This window comes from Streptomyces sp. CA-106110, assembly GCF_050936285.1.
Taxonomy (GTDB): domain Bacteria; phylum Actinomycetota; class Actinomycetes; order Streptomycetales; family Streptomycetaceae; genus Streptomyces.
On the sequence record NZ_JBNJNB010000001.1, the window covers coordinates 7,224,588 to 7,242,251 of the forward strand.

General features: G+C 69.8%; 16 protein-coding genes. 10 read left to right on the forward strand and 6 right to left on the reverse strand.

Annotation, left to right across the window (positions count from 1 at the left end; genetic code table 11):
* The first annotated feature begins 162 nt into the window (after positions 1 to 162).
* The 4 genes from ACQEXA_RS33440 to ACQEXA_RS33455 all read left to right on the forward strand — a co-directional run bounded on the left by ACQEXA_RS33440 (position 163) and on the right by ACQEXA_RS33455 (position 6,738).
* A complete protein-coding gene (locus tag ACQEXA_RS33440) occupies positions 163 to 1,968 on the forward strand; it encodes an ABC-F family ATP-binding cassette domain-containing protein (RefSeq protein WP_433131894.1) in 1,806 nt (601 codons plus the stop codon).
* A 257-nt stretch (positions 1,969 to 2,225) separates the two neighbouring features.
* Positions 2,226 to 3,992, forward strand: a complete 1,767-nt coding sequence (locus ACQEXA_RS33445; RefSeq protein ID WP_432928607.1) for a PQQ-binding-like beta-propeller repeat protein — start codon at positions 2,226 to 2,228, stop codon at positions 3,990 to 3,992.
* 61 nt (positions 3,993 to 4,053) lie between these two features.
* A complete protein-coding gene (locus tag ACQEXA_RS33450) occupies positions 4,054 to 5,793 on the forward strand; it encodes a PQQ-binding-like beta-propeller repeat protein (RefSeq protein ID WP_432928605.1) in 1,740 nt (579 codons plus the stop codon).
* Between the two features lie 252 nt (positions 5,794 to 6,045).
* Positions 6,046 to 6,738 carry a helix-turn-helix transcriptional regulator gene (locus ACQEXA_RS33455; protein ID WP_432939223.1) on the forward strand — a complete coding sequence of 231 codons (693 nt, stop codon included), beginning with the start codon at positions 6,046 to 6,048 and terminating at the stop codon, positions 6,736 to 6,738.
* A 221-nt stretch (positions 6,739 to 6,959) separates the two neighbouring features.
* On the opposite strand, the gene ACQEXA_RS33460 is transcribed toward ACQEXA_RS33455, so the two are convergent.
* Positions 6,960 to 7,259, reverse strand: coding sequence for a hypothetical protein (locus tag ACQEXA_RS33460; protein ID WP_432928603.1), 300 nt, complete (start codon positions 7,257 to 7,259; stop codon positions 6,960 to 6,962).
* A 21-nt stretch (positions 7,260 to 7,280) separates the two neighbouring features.
* On the reverse strand, positions 7,281 to 8,960 hold the full coding sequence (locus tag ACQEXA_RS33465) for a sodium:solute symporter family protein (protein ID WP_432928601.1): 1,680 nt from the start codon (positions 8,958 to 8,960) through the stop codon (positions 7,281 to 7,283).
* A 201-nt stretch (positions 8,961 to 9,161) separates the two neighbouring features.
* On the opposite strand from ACQEXA_RS33465, the gene galT reads away from it, so the two are divergent.
* The 3 genes from galT to galK are packed head-to-tail and all read left to right on the forward strand — an operon-like array spanning position 9,162 to position 12,370.
* Entirely contained in the window at positions 9,162 to 10,262 is a 1,101-nt protein-coding gene (gene galT, locus ACQEXA_RS33470; protein WP_432928599.1) for a galactose-1-phosphate uridylyltransferase, read from the forward strand.
* Positions 10,259 to 11,227, forward strand: a complete 969-nt coding sequence (gene galE / locus ACQEXA_RS33475) for a UDP-glucose 4-epimerase GalE (RefSeq protein ID WP_360997933.1) — start codon at positions 10,259 to 10,261, stop codon at positions 11,225 to 11,227. Before galT ends, galE begins: the two co-directional genes overlap by 4 nt.
* The gene (galK, locus tag ACQEXA_RS33480) at positions 11,228 to 12,370 is read left to right on the forward strand and encodes a galactokinase (protein WP_432928597.1); all 1,143 of its coding nucleotides are present in this window, start codon (positions 11,228 to 11,230) and stop codon (positions 12,368 to 12,370) included.
* Here galK and ACQEXA_RS33485 read toward each other — a convergent pair.
* Positions 12,312 to 12,806, reverse strand: coding sequence for a GNAT family N-acetyltransferase (locus ACQEXA_RS33485; protein ID WP_432928595.1), 495 nt, complete (start codon positions 12,804 to 12,806; stop codon positions 12,312 to 12,314). The two genes, galK and ACQEXA_RS33485, sit on opposite strands and share 59 nt — an antisense overlap.
* A gap of 263 nt (positions 12,807 to 13,069) precedes the next feature.
* Between ACQEXA_RS33485 and ACQEXA_RS33490 the strand changes: the two genes are divergently transcribed.
* Positions 13,070 to 13,837 carry a response regulator transcription factor gene (locus ACQEXA_RS33490; RefSeq protein ID WP_359400397.1) on the forward strand — a complete coding sequence of 256 codons (768 nt, stop codon included), beginning with the start codon at positions 13,070 to 13,072 and terminating at the stop codon, positions 13,835 to 13,837.
* Here ACQEXA_RS33490 and tamR read toward each other — a convergent pair.
* Entirely contained in the window at positions 13,796 to 14,293 is a 498-nt protein-coding gene (gene tamR, locus ACQEXA_RS33495) for a MarR family transcriptional regulator TamR (RefSeq protein WP_432928593.1), read from the reverse strand. The two genes, ACQEXA_RS33490 and tamR, sit on opposite strands and share 42 nt — an antisense overlap.
* A gap of 164 nt (positions 14,294 to 14,457) precedes the next feature.
* Here tamR and ACQEXA_RS33500 point away from each other — a divergent pair, with 164 nt between their 5' ends.
* Entirely contained in the window at positions 14,458 to 15,264 is an 807-nt protein-coding gene (locus ACQEXA_RS33500; protein WP_432928591.1) for a trans-aconitate 2-methyltransferase, read from the forward strand.
* A gap of 3 nt (positions 15,265 to 15,267) precedes the next feature.
* On the forward strand, positions 15,268 to 15,639 hold the full coding sequence (locus ACQEXA_RS33505; protein WP_432928589.1) for a glyoxalase: 372 nt from the start codon (positions 15,268 to 15,270) through the stop codon (positions 15,637 to 15,639).
* Between the two features lie 89 nt (positions 15,640 to 15,728).
* Here the strand turns inward: ACQEXA_RS33505 and ACQEXA_RS33510 are convergent, their stop codons facing one another.
* Entirely contained in the window at positions 15,729 to 16,394 is a 666-nt protein-coding gene (locus ACQEXA_RS33510; protein WP_359400385.1) for a TetR/AcrR family transcriptional regulator, read from the reverse strand.
* A gap of 7 nt (positions 16,395 to 16,401) precedes the next feature.
* The gene (locus tag ACQEXA_RS33515) at positions 16,402 to 17,412 is read right to left on the reverse strand and encodes an acyl-CoA desaturase (RefSeq protein WP_432928587.1); all 1,011 of its coding nucleotides are present in this window, start codon (positions 17,410 to 17,412) and stop codon (positions 16,402 to 16,404) included.
* Between the last annotated feature and the right edge of the window lie 252 nt (positions 17,413 to 17,664).

Below are 17,664 nucleotides of genomic sequence, written 5' to 3' on the forward strand. Positions count from 1 at the left end.
GGGTGAGCGGATCGAGCTCGTACATGTGGACGATGGGCCTGCCGCTGGTGGCCGTCGATCACGGATCTCGTCACTGCAAAGAGTGGCGAGACGCTCGCGTTCCGCGACCTCCCCCGCAGGCCCTAGGCTTGAAGGCTGATCGATCCCCGCGTCAGGAGAGAAATGGCCGTCAACCTGGTCAATGTCGAGAACGTCAGCAAGGTGTACGGCACCCGCGCCCTGCTCGACGGAGTCTCGCTCGGCGTGTCCGAAGGGGACCGGATCGGGATCGTCGGCCGCAACGGCGACGGCAAGACCACCCTGATCCGGATGCTCGCCAAGCTGGAGGAGGCCGACTCAGGCCGTGTCACCCACTCCGGCGGGCTGCACCTCGGCGTGCTCACCCAGCACGACTCCCTCGACCCGGTCGCCACCGTCCGCCACGAGGTCATCCGGGACATGGCCGACCACGAGTGGGCGGGCAACGCCAAGATCCGCGACGTGCTCACCGGGCTGTTCGGCGGGCTGGACCTGCCCGGCTTCCCGCAGGGACTCGACACCGTCATCGGCCCCTTGTCCGGTGGCGAGCGGCGCCGGATCGCGCTGGCCAAGCTGCTCATCGCCGAGCAGGACCTGATCGTGCTGGACGAGCCCACCAACCACCTCGACGTCGAGGGCATCGCCTGGCTGGCGAACCATCTGCGTGAGCGCCGCTCGGCGCTCGTCTGCGTCACCCACGACCGCTGGTTCCTGGACCAGGTGTGCACCCGGATGTGGGACGTGCAGCGGGGGACGGTCCACGAGTACGAGGGCGGCTACTCCGACTACGTCTTCGCCCGTGCCGAGCGCGAGCGGATCGCCGCCTCCGAGGAGGTCAAGCGGCAGAACCTGATCAGGAAGGAACTGGCCTGGCTGCGCCGCGGCGCGCCCGCCCGGACCTCCAAGCCCCGCTTCCGCGTCGAGGCCGCCAACGAGCTGATCCAGGACGTGCCGCCGCCCCGGGACAGCAGCGAACTGATGAAGTTCGCCTCGTCGCGGCTTGGCAGGACCGTCTTCGACCTCGAGGACATCACCGTCCAGGCGGGCCCCAAGCTGCTGCTCAAGCACGTCACCTGGCAGCTCGGCCCGGGCGACCGCATCGGCCTCGTCGGTATCAACGGCGCCGGCAAGACCTCCCTCCTGCGCGCCATGGCCGACGCCGCGCGCAGCGACGGGGAGACGCAGCCCGCCGGGGGCCGGATCGCCGTAGGCAAGACCGTCAGGCTCGCCTATCTGTCGCAGGAGGTCGCCGAGCTCGACCCCACCTGGCGGGTCCTGGAGGCCGTGCAGCGGGTACGCGAGCGGGTCGACCTCGGCAAGGGACGCGAGATGACCGCGGGCCAGCTGTGCGAGACCTTCGGCTTCACCAAGGAGAAGCAGTGGACGCCCGTCGGCGACCTGTCCGGTGGTGAGCGGCGGCGCCTCCAGTTGCTGCGCCTCCTCATGGACGAGCCGAACGTCCTCTTCCTCGACGAGCCCACCAACGACCTCGACATCGAGACCCTCACCCAGCTCGAGGACGTCCTCGACGGCTGGCCCGGTTCGATGATCGTGATCTCGCACGACCGGTTCTTCGTCGAGCGGACCACCGACAAGGTGTACGCGCTCCTCGGCGACGCCACGCTGCGCATGCTTCCCCGCGGTATCGACGAGTACCTGGAGCGGCGCCATCGTATGGAGGAGACGGCGGCGGCCGCCGCCACCCCGGCGGCCGTCGAGCGGAAGCCCGCCGCCTCCGCCGCCGACGCCCGCGCCGCGAAGAAGGAACTCCAGCGGATCGAGCGGCAGTTGGACAAGATCTCCGAGCGTGAGGCCAAGCTCCACCAGCAGATCGCCGAGAACGCCACGGACTTCGCGAAGGTGGCAGGACTGGACGCCGAACTGCGTGAACTCGTCGGCGAGCGCGAGGAACTGGAGCTGCGCTGGCTGGAACTCGCGGACGAGGCCTAGTCGTTCGGCGGGCGGCTGCGGACATCACGTGAAGAACGCGTGCCGGTTTGGAGGGTGGTGGGGTCCTGCGGACCGGCACGCGTAACGGGGGCATCACGGGCCGGTCCTCCCTTGGGAACAGGGCCGGCAGCGGCCCCGTGTTCATGGGTGGCGCGGTGATAGAAAAGGCCGACTGAGAACACTCTGAGTACCGACGGCGTGGCGGAAACGACACCACGGGCGTGGGGAACACATCAGAAAAAGGGGGGGAAGCGCTGATGACTCAGCCGCCCGGTCAGCCGCCGACGGGCGGCGGCTTCGGAGCGCCGCAGGATCCGCAGTCGCCGCAGGGCGGATTCGGACCACCGCAGGATCCGCGGCAGGCCGTACCTCCGCCGCCCGCCCAGCCCCCGGTCCTGCCGCAGCCGGGGTACGGCCCTCCGCAGCAGTCCGGCCCCTACGCCCAGCCTCCGCAGGCGGGCCCGTACGGTCAGCCCGGGTACGGCTACCCCCAGCAGTCCGGCCCCTACGCCCAGCCCCAGCCCGGCCATGGATACCCGCAGCAGCCGCACCAGTTCCCCGGCGCGCCCACCCCACCTCCCGGTGGCGACTCCAAGAACCCCTTCAAGGGCAGGCCCGCGCTGGCCGTGGGCGCCGCGATCGCCGCGCTGCTCGTCATAGGCGGCACCGTGTACGCGGTCAGCGGCGGCGGTGACGGAGGCAAGAAGCCCACCGCGGGCGGGAGCCCGAAGGCCACGCCGTCCACGGGAGCCTCCGCACCGGTCAACCCCGGCGTCGGCAGCGGTGACGGCGGCGCGGATCCGGAGAACCTCAACGAGGGCCGCAAGGCAGGCGAGTCGAAGGTCCTCTGGTACAAGGAGGCGCCCGACGCGCCCGGTTCCGGTGCCGACGCCCCCGGTATGTGGATCACCGCCAAGTCGGCCGTGAAAGCCGCGTACAAGCAGGTCTTCGCCTACAACGTGGCCGACGGCGCCCCCAGTTGGGACCCGATCTCCTTCCCGCAGAAGATCTGCGCGGTGACCCCGCGGCAGACGGCCGACGACAAGATCGTCGTGGCCTACATGAGCGGGATCAGCAGCAACGCCAAGTGCAACCGGCTCCAGGAGATCGACCTCGGCACCGGCAAGAAGGGCTGGAGCGCCGAGGTCGCCGACGGTGCCCTCTTCGACAGCACCCTCAGCCTCGAACTCACCGTCACCGGGAAGACCTTGATGGTCGGCCGCTCCCAGTCCGGCACGGCGTACGACGTCGGCACGGGCAAGAAGCTCTGGGACAAGCAGCGCTACGGCGCGGCCTGTTTCCCGAGCGCGTTCGCGGGCGGCACGAAGCTGATCTCCGTCGCCTCCTGCGGCGCGGGAGGGCCGAACGAGCACGACGAGGTGCAGGAGCTCGACCCCGCGACCGGCAAGGCCAGGTGGACCAGGCCGATCCCGAAGGGCTGGACGGTCTCGCGGGCCTTCTCGGTCGACCCCGTCGTCCTGTATCTCACCAACGACGACAAGAAGTCCGCGGCCATCTCCACGCTGAAGAACGACGGCACCCCCCGCTCCGACGTCCATTCCAAGGAGTCCTTCGCCCCCCAGTGCGGCTGGGCCGTCCTCGAGCGTGACCTGCAAGGCTGCACGGGTGTGGTGGCCGACTCGGACACCCTGTACCTGCCGACCGAGGCGAAGACCGGTCCGAACGAGATCGTCGCCGTCAACCTCGACACCGGCAAGGAGAAGTGGCGGGTGAAGTCCCCGGGCGACGAGTCGATGCTCCCGCTGAAGTCGGACGGCACCCGTCTGATCGCCTACGTCCAGCCCTCCTACAGCGCCGGCGGCCAGGTGGTCTCCCTCCCCACGACGGGCGGCAGCCACACCGTCACCGGGCTGCTGCGGAATCCGTCGGGCGCCGCGCCGGTCGAGGGCGGTTTCTACGCCAAGGCGATCGATTACGTGGACGGGCGCTTCTACGTCTCCAGCACCCGGCTGAGCGGCGGCAACCAGTCGAAGGAGAAGCTGATGCTGGCCTACGGCAAGTGATCCGGCTGCCCGCTCCCGCGTCCCCGCCCACCACTCATCCGTTCTTCGAGGTACTCACGTCATGAGCCAGCCGCCCCCGCCTCCGAACCAGCCGCCGCCGGGCGGCTTCGGCGCCCCGCAGAACCCGCCGCCGGGCGGTTTCGGAGCGCCCCAGACCCCGCCGGTGCCCCCGCAGACCCCGTCCCAGACGCCCCCGCCGCCCGCTCAGGGCCCGGGTTACGGCTATCCGCAGCCGCCGACCCCGCCGCAGCAGCAGCCCTACGGCAGCCCGCAGCAGCCCGGCTACGGTTACCCGTCTCCGCAGCCCGGCTACGGCTACCCGCAGCAGCCCGGTTACGGCTATCCGCAGCCCCCGCAGGGTGGCGGCCGCAAGGGACCGAGTGCCCAGGTGTGGATCATCGTCTCGGCGGTCGTGGCCATCGCGCTGATCGTCGGCGGCGGAGTCTGGTACGCCAAGAGCTCGTCCGGCAGCGGCAAGAGCGACAACTCCGCGTCCGGCGGCAGCGGTCAGGACAAGGGCGGAACCGGCGGTTCGGGGGCCGGGTCCAAGGAGAAGGCGCCGGCCGACACCGCCGCGAAGGTCCTCTTCCAGGTGCCCGCGCCCGAGGTCAAGGACAAGCAGGAGATCGACAGCGTCACCGGTTCCTGGCTCACCGGCTCCGTCTACGCCAAGGCCGGCGTCAACAAGATCGTCGGCTACGACCCGGACTCCGGCACGACCAAGTGGACGCTGCCGCTGAACGGCCAGACCTGTGCGGGCTCGCCCGAGATCAGCTCGTCCGGCGTGGCCGCGGTGGTCAGCGAGTCGGGTAAGCGGGCCAACGCGCGGGACCGCAAGCCGTGCAGCGACATCACGGCGTTCGAGGTCGCCACCGGGAAGAAGCTGTGGACCACGTCGGTCAAGACCGGTGACACCCCGGTCGCGTTCGGCGAGGTCTCGATCAGCGGCACCACGGTCGCGGTCGGTGCCGGCTACTACGGTGGCGCCGCCTTCGACGCGACCAGCGGAAAGGTGCTCTGGCAGCCCAAGACGGGCTCCTGCACGGACGTCGGCTACGCGGGCGGCGAGCAGCTCGTCGCGGTGCGCAAGTGCGGCGACTACGGCGACGAGGCGTACGAGGTGCAGCTCCTCGACCCGAGGACGGGCGCCGTGCGGTGGTCCTACAAGCTGCCCAAGGGCATCGACAACGCCAAGGTGGTCTCCACGAAGCCGGTCGTGTTCGGCGTGGACTCCGGCGACATCACCGCCTCGGGCGCCACGGACGTCTTCTCGCTGGACGACACCGGCAAGCTGCGCACCAAGATCACGCTGGCGGACGGCAAGTACGAGCACGCGTGCGGCGTCGGCAAGGTCCACGACTGCCACGCGATCGTGGTCGGCAACGACAAGCTGTACGTGCCGACCGAGCAGCACGACGGTACGGCCCAGGGCGCGCGGACCAACGAGATCGTCGCCTTCTCGCTGGCCACCGGGAAGACCACCGGTGACCGGATCGACGCGGGGGACGGCTACGACATCTTCCCGATCCGCATGGACGGCGGGAATCTGCTGGCGTACAAGAGCGGGCCGTTCGACAAGGGCGCGCAGGTGGTCTCCGTCGACGGCACGAACCTGAGGCAGACCAAGCTGCTCGAGACGCCGGCCTCCGCGGAGGTCCTCGGCGCGATCAGCAGCATGGTCCCCAAGTCCTCCGAACTGCTCTACACCGAGGGCCGGCTGTTCTTCGGCAAGGCACTGGTGAGCAAGCCGTACTCGGCGGACGCGAAGGCGTACACCGCGCTCGGCTTCGGTGCGAAGTAGCACGTACGGCGCGCACGGTGAAGGCCTCGCTCCTGTTCAGGGGCGGGGCCTTGCGCGTACCCCTCATCAGAGTGCGTATGGGCGGGATGTCGGTAATCCGGGGCACTTTCCCCCGGTAAGGGGAGCGCAACGTCGAACAAGCGTGTAGCTTCCGGGGACATGAAGTCCCGGGGGTGTGACCGGGGGCTTGTGTCCGTGCCGCCCAGTGGGCATCCATAGTGGGCATCCATGGGGGGACTGGGGGGTTGCTCGATGGGAGTGCGGCTGATGGTGGTCGACGACCACCGGTTGCTCGCCGAGGCGCTGGCCTCGGCGCTGAAGCTGCGAGGACACCGTGTACTGGCCGCGGCGGCGCCCACGGCGGGTGCGGCGGAACTGGTGATCACCAGGGCGCCCGAGGTGTGCCTGATGGGGACGGCCACTCCCGCGGACCCGGGGGCCTTCGACCCGGTGGTGCGGATCAAGCGGGAACGTCCGCAGGTGGCGGTACTGGTCCTCGGGCCGGTGCCGAATCCGCGCGGCATAGCGGCCGCGTTCGCCGCCGGGGCCTCGGGCTATGTACGGCACGACGAGCGCATCGAGGGCGTCGAGCGGGCGATCATGAAGGCGCGGGCCGGTGAGGCGGCGGTGGCACCGCAGCTCCTGCAGGGCGCGTTCAGCGAGCTGCTCAATCCGGCGACCCAGCCCGACGACGAGGGGCAGCGCCTGCTGCAGATGCTGACTCCGCGCGAGGTGGAGGTCCTCGTACGGGTCGCGGACGGCGAGGACACACGGCTGATCGCGGCCGGTATGGGCATCGCCCCGTCGACGGCCCGCACCCATGTCCAGCGGGTCCTGATGAAACTCGGTGTGGGCTCCCGCCTGGAGGCTGCCGCGCTCGCGGCCCGCACGGGACTGCTGGACCGCGCGGGCCCACGCGACGCGGCATCGCCACACGCGGAGTGAGCAACGCCGGATGGCTGGACCGCGCGGGCCCACGCGACGCGGCGCCGCCACGCGCGGAGTGAGCGGCGCCGGATCGCCGGGACGGTCCGCGGGGTGCGGGGCTCGGGCGGTCCGCCAGGAGCGCCGGTGCGCGGTCTCCGCGCCCAGGGCGGGCGCGGGGAGGTCACGCGGTAGCCCGGCACATCACCCCTGGCGGGGCGACCCGGGGCACGCCCCCGGCGTCACTCCGTCGGCTTCTCGTCCGCGACCGGTGCGGCCGCCGGGCGCAGCTTCATCCAGACGAGGAAGAACAGGCCGAGGAGCAGCATCCCCAGGCCGGTCCACAGGTTGATGTTGACGCCCTGGGCCTTGTGGATCTCGGCGTCGGAGGCGGTGAAGCCCGCGATCATGACGATGACGCCGTAGATCACGAAGAGGCCGCCGATGATGCGGCGCAGGTCGAAGATCCGGGCAGCGGTCGCGGACTTGCCCTCCAGATCGGTGACCGCGCGCTGGACGTCATGCTCGGAGTACTCGGACATGGTCTCTCAATCCTCCCGCGGTCAGAGCGAGAACGGGATGTAGCAGGCGGCGGCGAGGACGACGGCGCCCCAGCCCAGCAGGGCCGGCTTGCGGTACCAGGCGTCGTCGCCCTTGGCGGGCGCCTCGGCCATACCGGGGGAGCGGGTGCCGTAGACCAGGCCTTGGAGGCTCTCCTCGGGCTTCGGCTTGGTGAACAGCGAGACGGCCACCATGACGACGGCACCGGCCACGAAACCGGCGATCGCGGAGACGAAGTTGGCGCCCTGGTCGGTGGGGATGGCGATGATGCCCTGCTTGTAGACGACGAAGTAGTTGACCATGGCGGTCACCGTGCCGGCGAGCAGGCCCCAGAAGCCGGACTTCGCGGACGCGCGCTTCCAGAACATGCCGACGATGAACACCACGAACATCGGCACGTTGAAGAAGGAGAACAGCGTCTGCAGGTAGCTCATGATGTTGGAGAACGACGAGGCCAGGAACGCCGTGCCGACCGACGCGAGCACACCGATCGCGGTGATCAGCCGTCCGAACCTCACGTAGTACTCGTCCTCGCGGTGCCGGACCACGTACTTGGCCCAGATGTCGTTGGTGAACACCGTGTTGAAGGACGAGACATTGGCCGCCATACCGGCCATGAAGGCCGCCAGCAGACCGGTCACCGCGATGCCGAGCACGCCGTTGGGCAGCAGCTCCTGCATCAGGTACGGGATCGCGTCGTTGTACTGCAGGCCCGAGCCCGGGGTGCCGATCTTCGGCACCAGGGCGGCGGCGACCAGGCCCGGGATCATCACCAGGAAGACGATGAAGATCTTCGGGTAGGCGGCAATCAGGGGGGTGCGCTGGGCGGCGGAGAGGTTCTTCGCGGACAGGGCGCGCTGCACCTCGGCGAAGTTGGTCGTCCAGTAGCCGAAGGACAGCACGAAGCCGAGGCCGAGGACGATGGTCAGCCAGTTGGCGCCCAGCGCATTGACGTGTCCGATGCCGGTGCCGCCCCAGGCGGTGGTGAAGTTGTGGCCGTGGGCCGTGCTGAGCTTGTCGGTCAGGCCGTCCCAGCCGCCGACCTTCTTCAGACCGAGCACGGTGAGCGGGATGAGGGCGGCCAGGATCACGAAGAACTGGAGCACCTCGTTGTAGATCGCGGACGACAGTCCGCCGAGGGTGATGTACGCGAGGACGAAGAATCCGGCGACCACGATCGCCACCCACTGCGGCCAGCCGAGCAGCGCCTCGACCACGATCGCGAGGGCGTAGAGGTTCACACCCGCGATCAGGATGGCTGCGAATGCGAACAGGATCGAACTCAGCAGGTGCGCCCCCTTGTCGAAGCGGAGCAACAGGAACTCGGGGACCGAGCGGACCTTGGACCCGTAGTAGAAGGGCATCATCACCAGGCCCAGGAACACCATGGCAGGGATGGCGCCGATCCAGTACCAGTGGACGGTGTAGGCGCCGTACTGCGCGCTGTTGGCGGCCATGCCGAGGATCTCGGTGGCGGCCAGGTTGGCGGAGATGAACGCGAGTCCCGTGATCCAGGCGGGCAGCGAGCGCCCGGACAGGAAGAAGTCGAGGCTGGTCTTCACCGACCGCCGGGCAGCGAAGCCGATGCCCAGCACCACTGCGAAGTAGATCCCGAGGATCGTGTAGTCGAGCCCGTTCGTGGGGAGCCGTAGCCCGGTGGCGAGGTATGTGGGGGTTTGCATGCGTACTCGCTTCGTTGCGTGAATCAATCAGTTCGGAATCTGCGCCTCAATGTTCGTTATTTGAACACTTCTGATGATGCCCTTTGTTTGATTGTGATGTTGACGCTGGTGGTGCGTTGTGGTTTGTTGTGTTGGGTTATGTTTGATGAGTGGTCCGGTGCGGACGAGGAGTCCGGCAGTACTGCAGAAAGGCAAGGTGTCGTGAAGAAGACCTCGACCCGGCTGGCCGACGGTCGTGAGCTCATCTACTACGACCTGCGCGACGACACCGTGCGGGACTCGGTGGACCGCCGGCCGCTGGAGCGGACCGTCACGACCTCCGAGATCCGCCGGGATGTGCTGCTGGGCGACTCGGTCGCCGTGGCCTCCCACCGGCAGGGCCGCACCTACCTCCCGCCCGCCGACCAGTGCCCCCTGTGCCCGTCCAGAGGCGAGCACTTGAGCGAGATCCCGGACTCCTCGTACGACGTGGTCGTCTTCGAGAACCGCTTCCCCTCGCTCGCCGGCGACTTCGGCCGCTGCGAGGTCGTCTGCTTCACCTCCGACCACAACGCCTCCTTCGCCGATCTGACCGAGGAACAGGCCGGCCTGGTCCTGGACGCCTGGACCGATCGCACCGCGGAGCTGTCCCATCTGCCCGCCGTCGAGCAGGTGTTCTGCTTCGAGAACCGCGGCCGGGAGATCGGAGTGACTCTCGGTCACCCGCACGGTCAGATCTACGCCTACCCCTTCACCACCCCCCGCACCGCCTTGATGCTCGGATCGCTCGCCGCCCACAAGGAGGCGAGTGGCGGGGAGAACCTGTTCGATGCCGTGCTGGAACGCGAGCTCGCCGGCGAGCGCGTCGTCCTGGCGAGCGACCACTGGGTGGCCTTCGTGCCGTACGCCGCGCACTGGCCCTACGAGGTCCATCTCTACCCCCGCCGGCGCGTCCCGGACCTGCTCGCGCTGGACGAGGCGGCCCGCACAGAATTCCCCAAGGTCTATCTGGAACTCTTGAGGCGCTTCGACCGGATCTTCGACGAGGGGTACGGCTCGGTGCGCACTGGCGGGGAGAACGCCGTGGTCGAGTCCTCGACGCCGTACATCGCCGCCTGGCACCAGGCGCCGTTCGGTACGCTGGCCGACTTCGAGGGCGTGACCAGGGACGACTTCGCGCTCCACCTCGAGCTTTTCACCATTCGCCGCACTTCCGGCAAGCTGAAGTTCCTCGCGGGTTCCGAGTCCGGCATGAACGTGTTCATCAACGACGTGCCGCCGGAAGCCGCGGCCCAGCGAATGCGAGAGGTAGCGAGTTCATGAGTGGGAAGTACCTGGTCACGGGCGGCGCGGGCTATGTGGGCAGTGTGGTCGCGCAGCATCTGCTGGAGGCGGGCCACGAGGTCGTCGTCCTCGACAACCTCTCGACCGGCTTCCGCGAGGGTGTGCCGGCCGGTGCTTCCTTCGTCGAGGGCGACATCCGCGATGCGGCCAAATGGCTGGATTCCTCCTACGACGCGGTCCTGCACTTCGCCGCGTTCTCTCAGGTCGGCGAGTCGGTCGTGAAACCGGAGAAGTACTGGGACAACAACGTCGGCGGCACCATGGCGCTGCTCGGCGCGATGCGGGAGGCGGGCGTGCGCAAGCTCGTCTTCTCCTCCACCGCGGCGACCTACGGCGAGCCGGTGAACACCCCGATCACCGAGACCGACCCGACCGCGCCGACCTCCCCCTACGGCGCCTCGAAGCTCGCCGTCGACCACATGATCACAGGCGAGGCGACCGCCCACGGCCTGGGCGCCGTGTCCCTGCGCTACTTCAACGTGGCGGGCGCCTACGGCGCCTACGGCGAGCGCCACAACCCGGAGTCCCACCTGATCCCGCTCGTGCTCCAGGTCGCGCAGGGCCGGCGGGAGGCCATCTCGGTCTTCGGTGACGACTACCCGACGCCCGACGGCACCTGCATCCGCGACTACATCCACGTCGCGGACCTGGCCGAGGCGCACCTGCTGGCGCTCGACGCCGCCACCTCCGGCGAGCACCTGATCTGCAACCTCGGCAACGGCAACGGCTTCTCGGTGCGCGAGGTCATCGAGACGGTGCGCCAGGTCACCGGGCACCCGATCCCCGAGGTCGCGGCCCCGCGCCGGGGCGGCGACCCGGCGGTCCTGGTCGCCTCCGCGGCCACGGCCCGGGAGCGCCTCGGCTGGAACCCGTCCCGCGCGGACCTCGCGGGGATCGTCGCGGACGCGTGGGAGTTCGCGCAGAACGTCGCAAGGGAGCAGTAGATGGGCGTACGCGAGGGCTTCGAGGAACTGTTCGGCAGCGCCCCCGAGGGCGTCTGGGCGGCTCCGGGCCGGGTCAATCTGATCGGTGAGTACACGGACTTCAACGAGGGGTTCGTGATGCCGTTCGCCCTGCCGCACACGGCGGTCGCGGCGGTCTCGCGCCGCACCGACGGGGTGCTGCGGCTGCACTCGGCGGACATCGGGGGCCCGGTCGTCGAACTGCGCGTGGACGAGCTGCGGCCGCTGACGAACACCAGCTGGGCCGCCTACCCGGCTGGTGTCGTCTGGGTGCTGCGCGAGGCCGGCCATGTGATCACCGGCGCCGACCTCCATCTGTCCTCGACCGTGCCGACCGGCGCCGGCCTGTCGTCCTCGGCGGCCCTCGAGGTGGTCACCGCCCTCGCGTTCAACGACCTGTTCGGCCTCGGCCTGAGCCGCCCCGAGCTGGCCAGGCTCGCCCAGCGCGCCGAGAACGACTTCGTTGGCGTGCCGTGCGGCGTCATGGACCAGATGGCGTCGGCCTGCAGCGACGAGGGCAGCGCCCTGCACCTCGACTGCCGTGACCTCTCGATCCGCCAGATCCCCTTCGACCTGGCCGCCCAGGACCTCGCGCTGCTCGTCGTGGACACCCGCGTCAAGCACGCGCTGGGCGACGGGGCGTACGCCGAGCGGCGCGCGGGGTGCGAGGAGGGTGCGCGGCAGCTCGGGGTCTCGCACCTGCGGGACGTCGCCTACGAGGACCTGGACTCCGCACTCGCGCGTCTGTCCGACGAGCGGGTACGGCGCTATGTGCGCCACGTGGTCTCGGACGACCACCGCGTCGACCGGGTCGTCGCCCTGCTGGACGCGGGCGACGTCCGGGCGATCGGTCCCGTGCTGACGGAGGGCCATGTCTCCCTCAGGGACGATCTGCGCATCTCCTGCCCCGAACTGGACCTGGTGGTGGAGACGGCGAACGCCTCCGGCGCACTCGGCGCCCGGATGACGGGCGGCGGCTTCGGCGGTTCGGCGATCGTGCTCGTGGAGGCATCCGACACGGACACGATCACGAAGGCGATCGAAGAAGCGTTCGCCGGCGCCGGTTTCACGGCCCCCCGGGTGTTCCCGGCGGCGCCGTCGGCGGGAGCCCGCCGGCTCGGCTGAGCCGCTTGGTCAACGTGTACTCCGTGATCCCCGGCGGGTAGTCGGGGATCACGCACACCACGTCGTAGCCGTGCTTCTTGTAGAACTCCGGCGCCTGGAAGTCCCATGTCTCCAGGCGCGCGGCCGTGCATCCGCGCCCCTCGTGCGCAACGTGCTCCGCCTCGGCCAGGAGGCGGGTGCCGAGGCCCGCGCCACGGTGGCGGCCGTCCACCCACAGGTAGGCGATGTGCAGCCACGTCGTCCAGGTGTGTCCGACCAGACCGCCCGCCAGCTCCCCTGTCGCGTCCAACGCCCATACGTGGAGCGGGACTTCGCGTTCACCAGGGGTTCCGCGCAGCGCGCGCAGCACCGGGGACGCCGCCGTGTTCGTCTCGCGCAGTCGGGCGCGGAGCAGATCCCGCCGCTCCCTGTCGACTTCCGTCTCGATACGAAACATGCGGCTCACCCTAAACGCGCTGGCCAACCAGTTCTGCAAATATCCTTCCGCTCCCGGCCCCTGGCCCTACCCTGTGAACAGCGCCGGTGGGGGCCGGTGCTGATCAGGGGGCGAGACAGTCGGGTACGACGCCCGGAGTGGGGGTAGCAGTTCCAGCACGGCGGCGGCCGTGCGGCTGCGTCGCCCTGTCCCAGGTGACATGACCGGGGAGTACTCAGGGCGCCGTACCCGCGTGGGTCGTCCCCCGAGCAGTGGGGGTTTGAGTGGTTCGTATCCGAGTCCTGGTCGTCGACGACCATCGCATCTTCGCCGAGTCGCTCGCAGCCGCGCTGGCGGCCGAGCCCGACGTCGACGTGTCCGCGGCGGGCAGCGGTCCGGCCGCGCTGCGCTGCCTGGATCGGGCGGCCGCGGAGGGCCGCAGATTCGACGTGATGCTCGTCGACGCGGACCTCGGGGGCAACGTCCCCGGCTCGCGCGCCGCGGTGCCCGTCCAGGAGGGTAACGAGGACGGGCTCGTCGACGGCATCTCCCTTGTCGCCGGGGTCCGTTCCGGGCAGCCGAGCGTACGGACCGTCGTCCTCGCCGAGAAGGACGACCCGCGCCGCGCGGCCCTCGCCCTGCAGGCCGGCGCGTCCGGCTGGGTCGCCAAGGACTGCTCGCTGTCCCGGCTGCTCACCGTCATCCGGGGCGTGCTGCGGGACGAGACGCACCTTCCGCCGGCCCTGCTCACCGGTGTGCTGCGCGAGCTGACCGCGGCCCGCAAGCACCGCACCGAGAGCGAACGGCTGGTGGAGTCCCTGACGCCGCGGGAGCGGGAGGTGCTGCGGTGCATGGTCGCGGGCCTGGGCCGCAAGGCCGTCGCCGAGCGGCTGTACCTCTCCCCGCACACCGTCCGCACCCATATGCAGAACGTGCTGGGCAAACTGGGCGTCCACTCGACGCTCGCCGCCGTCGCCCTGGCCCGCCGCGCCGGTGTCGGACCGGTCGATCTAGCCGGGGATGTTGTCGAACGGGGCGGTCAGCTGGCGTAGCAGCGCGGCCAGTTCGCCGCGCTGGGCCGAGCTGAGCTCCGCCAGGATCGCGCGCTCCTGGTCGAGCAGTCCCGCGAGCGCCTGGTCCGCCCGGTCCCGGCCCTCGTCCGTGAGGCGCACCAGCACGCCCCGGCGGTCGCTCGGGTCGGGCAGCCGCTCGACCAGGCCCTTCTTCGCCAGGCGGTCGATGCGGTTCGTCATCGTGCCGGAGGTGACCAGCGTCTGCGTCAGCAGCTGTCCCGGGGACAGCTGGTAGGGAGCTCCGGCCCGCCTCAGCGCGGTGAGTACGTCGAACTCCCAGGGCTCCAGGCTGTGCTCGGCGAACGCCAGCCGGCGCGCGCGGTCCAGATGCCGTGCCAGCCTGCTCACGCGGCTGAGCACTTCGAGCGGTTCCACGTCGAGGTCCGGGCGCTCCCGGCGCCACGCCGCGACCAGCCGATCGACCTCGTCCTCCATGGCGATCAGTGTAGTGGTTGTGTCGACATGAAGTCTCTTGACATGGAGTCTCTTGACGTCGAGATACTTCGGGGTGAGGATGATGTTCCGTACGGAGGCGGCGTCGAACGGGGGCGACGTCTCCGTACGGGACGACGTGTCCGTACGCCGTGAGGAGAGCTGCCATGCCCATCGCCACCACCTGGGACCCCGGCCAGTACCTGCGTCATGCCGGCCATCGCGCCCGCCCCTTCGCCGATCTGCTGGCCCGTGTTCCCGGACTGCCCGGCGACGCACCCCGCATCGCCGACCTGGGCTGCGGACCCGGCAATGTCACCGTCCTGCTCGCGGACCGCTGGCCCTCCGCGCACATCACGGGGTACGACAACTCGCCCGAGATGCTCGACAAGGCGCACACCGACCACGAGGGCCCCACCCCGGGCGGCGGCCGCATCGACTTCGCCCACGCCGACGCCCGCACCTGGGCGCCCCCGGAGCCGTGCGACCTGATCATCAGCAACGCCACCCTGCAATGGGTACCCGGACACGTCGGTCGTTTCGCCGACTGGGTCGCAGCGCTGAAGCCGGGCGGCACCTTCGCCTTCCAGGTCCCCGGCAACTTCGACTCGCCGAGCCACCAGCTGATGCGGGAACTCGCCGGCTCGGCCCGCTGGAAGGACCGCCTCGCCGGCATCCTGCGCCACGACGACGCGGTCCTCACCCCCGAGGCCTATCTGGCGCGCCTCACCGACCTCGGCTGCACCGCCGACGTCTGGGAGACGACGTACCTGCATCTGCTGCAGGGCGAGGACCCGGTCCTGGACTGGGTGAAGGGCACCGGACTGCGGCCGGTCCTGACCGAGCTGGGGGAGGAGGCGGAGGAGTTCCTCACCGCCTACCGGACGGCGCTGCGGGAGGCGTACCCGGCGACCGGGCACGGAACGGTGTTCCCGTTCCGCCGGATCTTCGCCGTCGCCACGAAGGAGGCCTGACCCGTGCTGACCGCCGTCGACCACGTCCAACTGGCCGCCCCGCCCGGCTCGGAGGACCTGCTGCGGGCGTACTACGTCGACGTCCTCGGCATGACCGAGATCCCGAAGCCGCCAGTACTGGCCGCGCGCGGGGGCTGCTGGTTCCAGGCAGGGGCCGTGCAGCTGCACCTGGGGATCGAGAGCGACTTCCGGCCCGCGAGGAAGGCCCATCCCGGGCTCCGCGTCACCGGGATCACGGCGTATGCGGACCGGCTCGCGGCGCTCGGGGCGCCGGTGACCTGGGACGACAACCTGCCGGGACACCACCGCTTCTACTCGGAGGACCCGGTGGGGAACCGGCTGGAGTTCCTGGAGCCGGTGGTCACGGCCGCTTGAGGGCGTTCAGGGATTCCTGGCACGTGTGCCCACGGTAGCGGCGGCAACCGACAAAGGTCATCAGATCGGGTGATCGCGTCGGCCGCGCCTCAGTTCTTGCGATGACCTATCAGCCGCGGCTTCGGCTCGAGACCGTCCAGTCCGTGCCACGCCAGGTTCACCAGATGCGCCGCCACCTCGGCCTTCTTCGGGCGGCGTACGTCCAGCCACCACTGGCCGGTCAGCGCCACCATGCCGACCAGCGCCTGTGCGTAGAGAGGGGCCAGCTTGGGGTCGAAGCCGCGGCTCTTGAACTCGCGGCCCAGGATGTCCTCCACCTGCGTGGCGATGTCCGAGATGAGCGAGGCGAAGGTTCCCGTCGACTGCGGGATGGGGGAGTCACGGACCAGGATCCGGAAACCGTCCGTGTACTCCTCGATGTAGTCCAGGAGCGCGAAGGCCGCCTGTTCGCACAGCTCCCGGGGGTGCCCGGCGGTGAGCGAACCGGTCACCATGTCCAGCAGGCGCCGCATCTCGCGGTCCACCACCACCGCGTACAGCCCCTCCTTGCCACCGAAGTGCTCGTACACCACCGGCTTGGAGACCCCGGCCTTCGCCGCGATCTCCTCCACCGACGTGCCCTCGAACCCTTTGGCGGCGAACAGCGTACGACCGATCTCCAGCAGCTGCTGGCGGCGCTCCGCACCGGTCATCCGCGTACGACGGGTGCGCCGCGGCTTTTCGTTGCTGGGGGTGCTGGAGGAATCGGTCGCCACCCGTCAATCATGCCGCGTCAGCGGTGACCTTCCGGCGCCGGGAGCCGTCCCCGTCGGTGCTGCGGCGGGAATCGATACGCGAGCGTGATGGCCAGCGCACGTCGTACGCCCAGCCGAGCTGCTCGAACCAGCGGATGATCCGCGCCGAGGAGTCGAGCTGGCCGCGCTCCACCCCGTGCCGCGCCGACGTGGGGTCCGCGTGGTGCAGGTTGTGCCAGGACTCGCCACAGGACAGGATCGCCAGCCACCACACGTTGCCGGAGCGGTCGCGCGACTTGAACGGGCGCTTGCCCACGGCGTGGCAGATCGAGTTGATCGACCAGGTCACGTGGTGCAGCAGCGCCACCCGGACGAGTGAGCCCCAGAAGAACGCGGTGAAGGCACCCCACCAGGACATTGTGACCAGCCCGCCGATCAGCGGCGGCAGCGCCAGGGACAGCCCGGTCCACAGCACGAACTGGCGGGAGACCGCCCGCAGCGCCGGGTCCTTGATCAGATCCGGTGCGTACTTCTCCTGCGACGTCTGCTCCTCGTCGAACAGCCAGCCGATGTGCGCCCACCACAGGCCCTTCATCAGAGCCGGAAGCGTCTCACCGTAGCGCCACGGAGAGTGCGGGTCGCCCTCCGCGTCCGAGAACTGGTGGTGCTTGCGATGGTCGGCCACCCAGCGCACGAGGGGGCCCTCCACGGCCATCGAACCCGCGATCGCCAGCGCGATCTTCAAGGGTCGATTCGCCTTGAAGGAACTGTGGGTGAAGTGGCGGTGGAAACCGATCGTGATGCCGTGGCAGCCCAGGTAGTAGAAGAAGACCAGCAGGGCCACGTCGAGCCAGCTCACGCCCCAGCCCCAGGCCAGCGGCACCGCCGCGACGAGCGCAAGGAACGGGACGATGATGAACAACAGCAGCGCGATCTGCTCGATCGAGCCCTTCTGCTCGCCGCCCAGGGTGCCGGAGGACACCGCAGTGTCGTCGTTCGCCTTCGGGGCGTCTTCCATCACATCGGAGCTTGCGGTCATGGGGCGTCCCCTGTGGGGTCGAGGGTTGAGGCAGGTGCCCGGATACGGTCTCAGGGTTCCCCCGCGATCCGGCGGGACACCCCTACGGTTCCGTAACCTACGGCGTCGTAAGTATGGCAGTGCGTTGCCCGGCGGCAAGAGCCCATGAGCCTGCGCGTCCGTCCGGACACCTATCCTTGAAGACGGTCGGACAGCGCGGTCCGCTCTGTTTTCTTCCCGGATGCCCGGTCCGTATGCGGCACCCGCCGCGCG

Coding starts and splice junctions, on each gene's coding strand:
- ACQEXA_RS33440 (WP_433131894.1), top strand. CDS start 163: ATGGCCGTCAACCTGGTCAATGTCGAGAACGTCAGCAAGGTGTACGGC.
- ACQEXA_RS33445 (WP_432928607.1), top strand. CDS start 2,226: ATGACTCAGCCGCCCGGTCAGCCGCCGACGGGCGGCGGCTTCGGAGCG.
- ACQEXA_RS33450 (WP_432928605.1), top strand. CDS start 4,054: ATGAGCCAGCCGCCCCCGCCTCCGAACCAGCCGCCGCCGGGCGGCTTC.
- ACQEXA_RS33455 (WP_432939223.1), top strand. CDS start 6,046: ATGGGAGTGCGGCTGATGGTGGTCGACGACCACCGGTTGCTCGCCGAG.
- ACQEXA_RS33460 (WP_432928603.1), bottom strand. CDS start 7,259: ATGTCCGAGTACTCCGAGCATGACGTCCAGCGCGCGGTCACCGATCTG.
- ACQEXA_RS33465 (WP_432928601.1), bottom strand. CDS start 8,960: ATGCAAACCCCCACATACCTCGCCACCGGGCTACGGCTCCCCACGAAC.
- galE (WP_360997933.1), top strand. CDS start 10,259: ATGAGTGGGAAGTACCTGGTCACGGGCGGCGCGGGCTATGTGGGCAGT.
- galK (WP_432928597.1), top strand. CDS start 11,228: ATGGGCGTACGCGAGGGCTTCGAGGAACTGTTCGGCAGCGCCCCCGAG.
- ACQEXA_RS33485 (WP_432928595.1), bottom strand. CDS start 12,806: ATGTTTCGTATCGAGACGGAAGTCGACAGGGAGCGGCGGGATCTGCTC.
- tamR (WP_432928593.1), bottom strand. CDS start 14,293: ATGGAGGACGAGGTCGATCGGCTGGTCGCGGCGTGGCGCCGGGAGCGC.
- ACQEXA_RS33500 (WP_432928591.1), top strand. CDS start 14,458: ATGCCCATCGCCACCACCTGGGACCCCGGCCAGTACCTGCGTCATGCC.
- ACQEXA_RS33515 (WP_432928587.1), bottom strand. CDS start 17,412: ATGACCGCAAGCTCCGATGTGATGGAAGACGCCCCGAAGGCGAACGAC.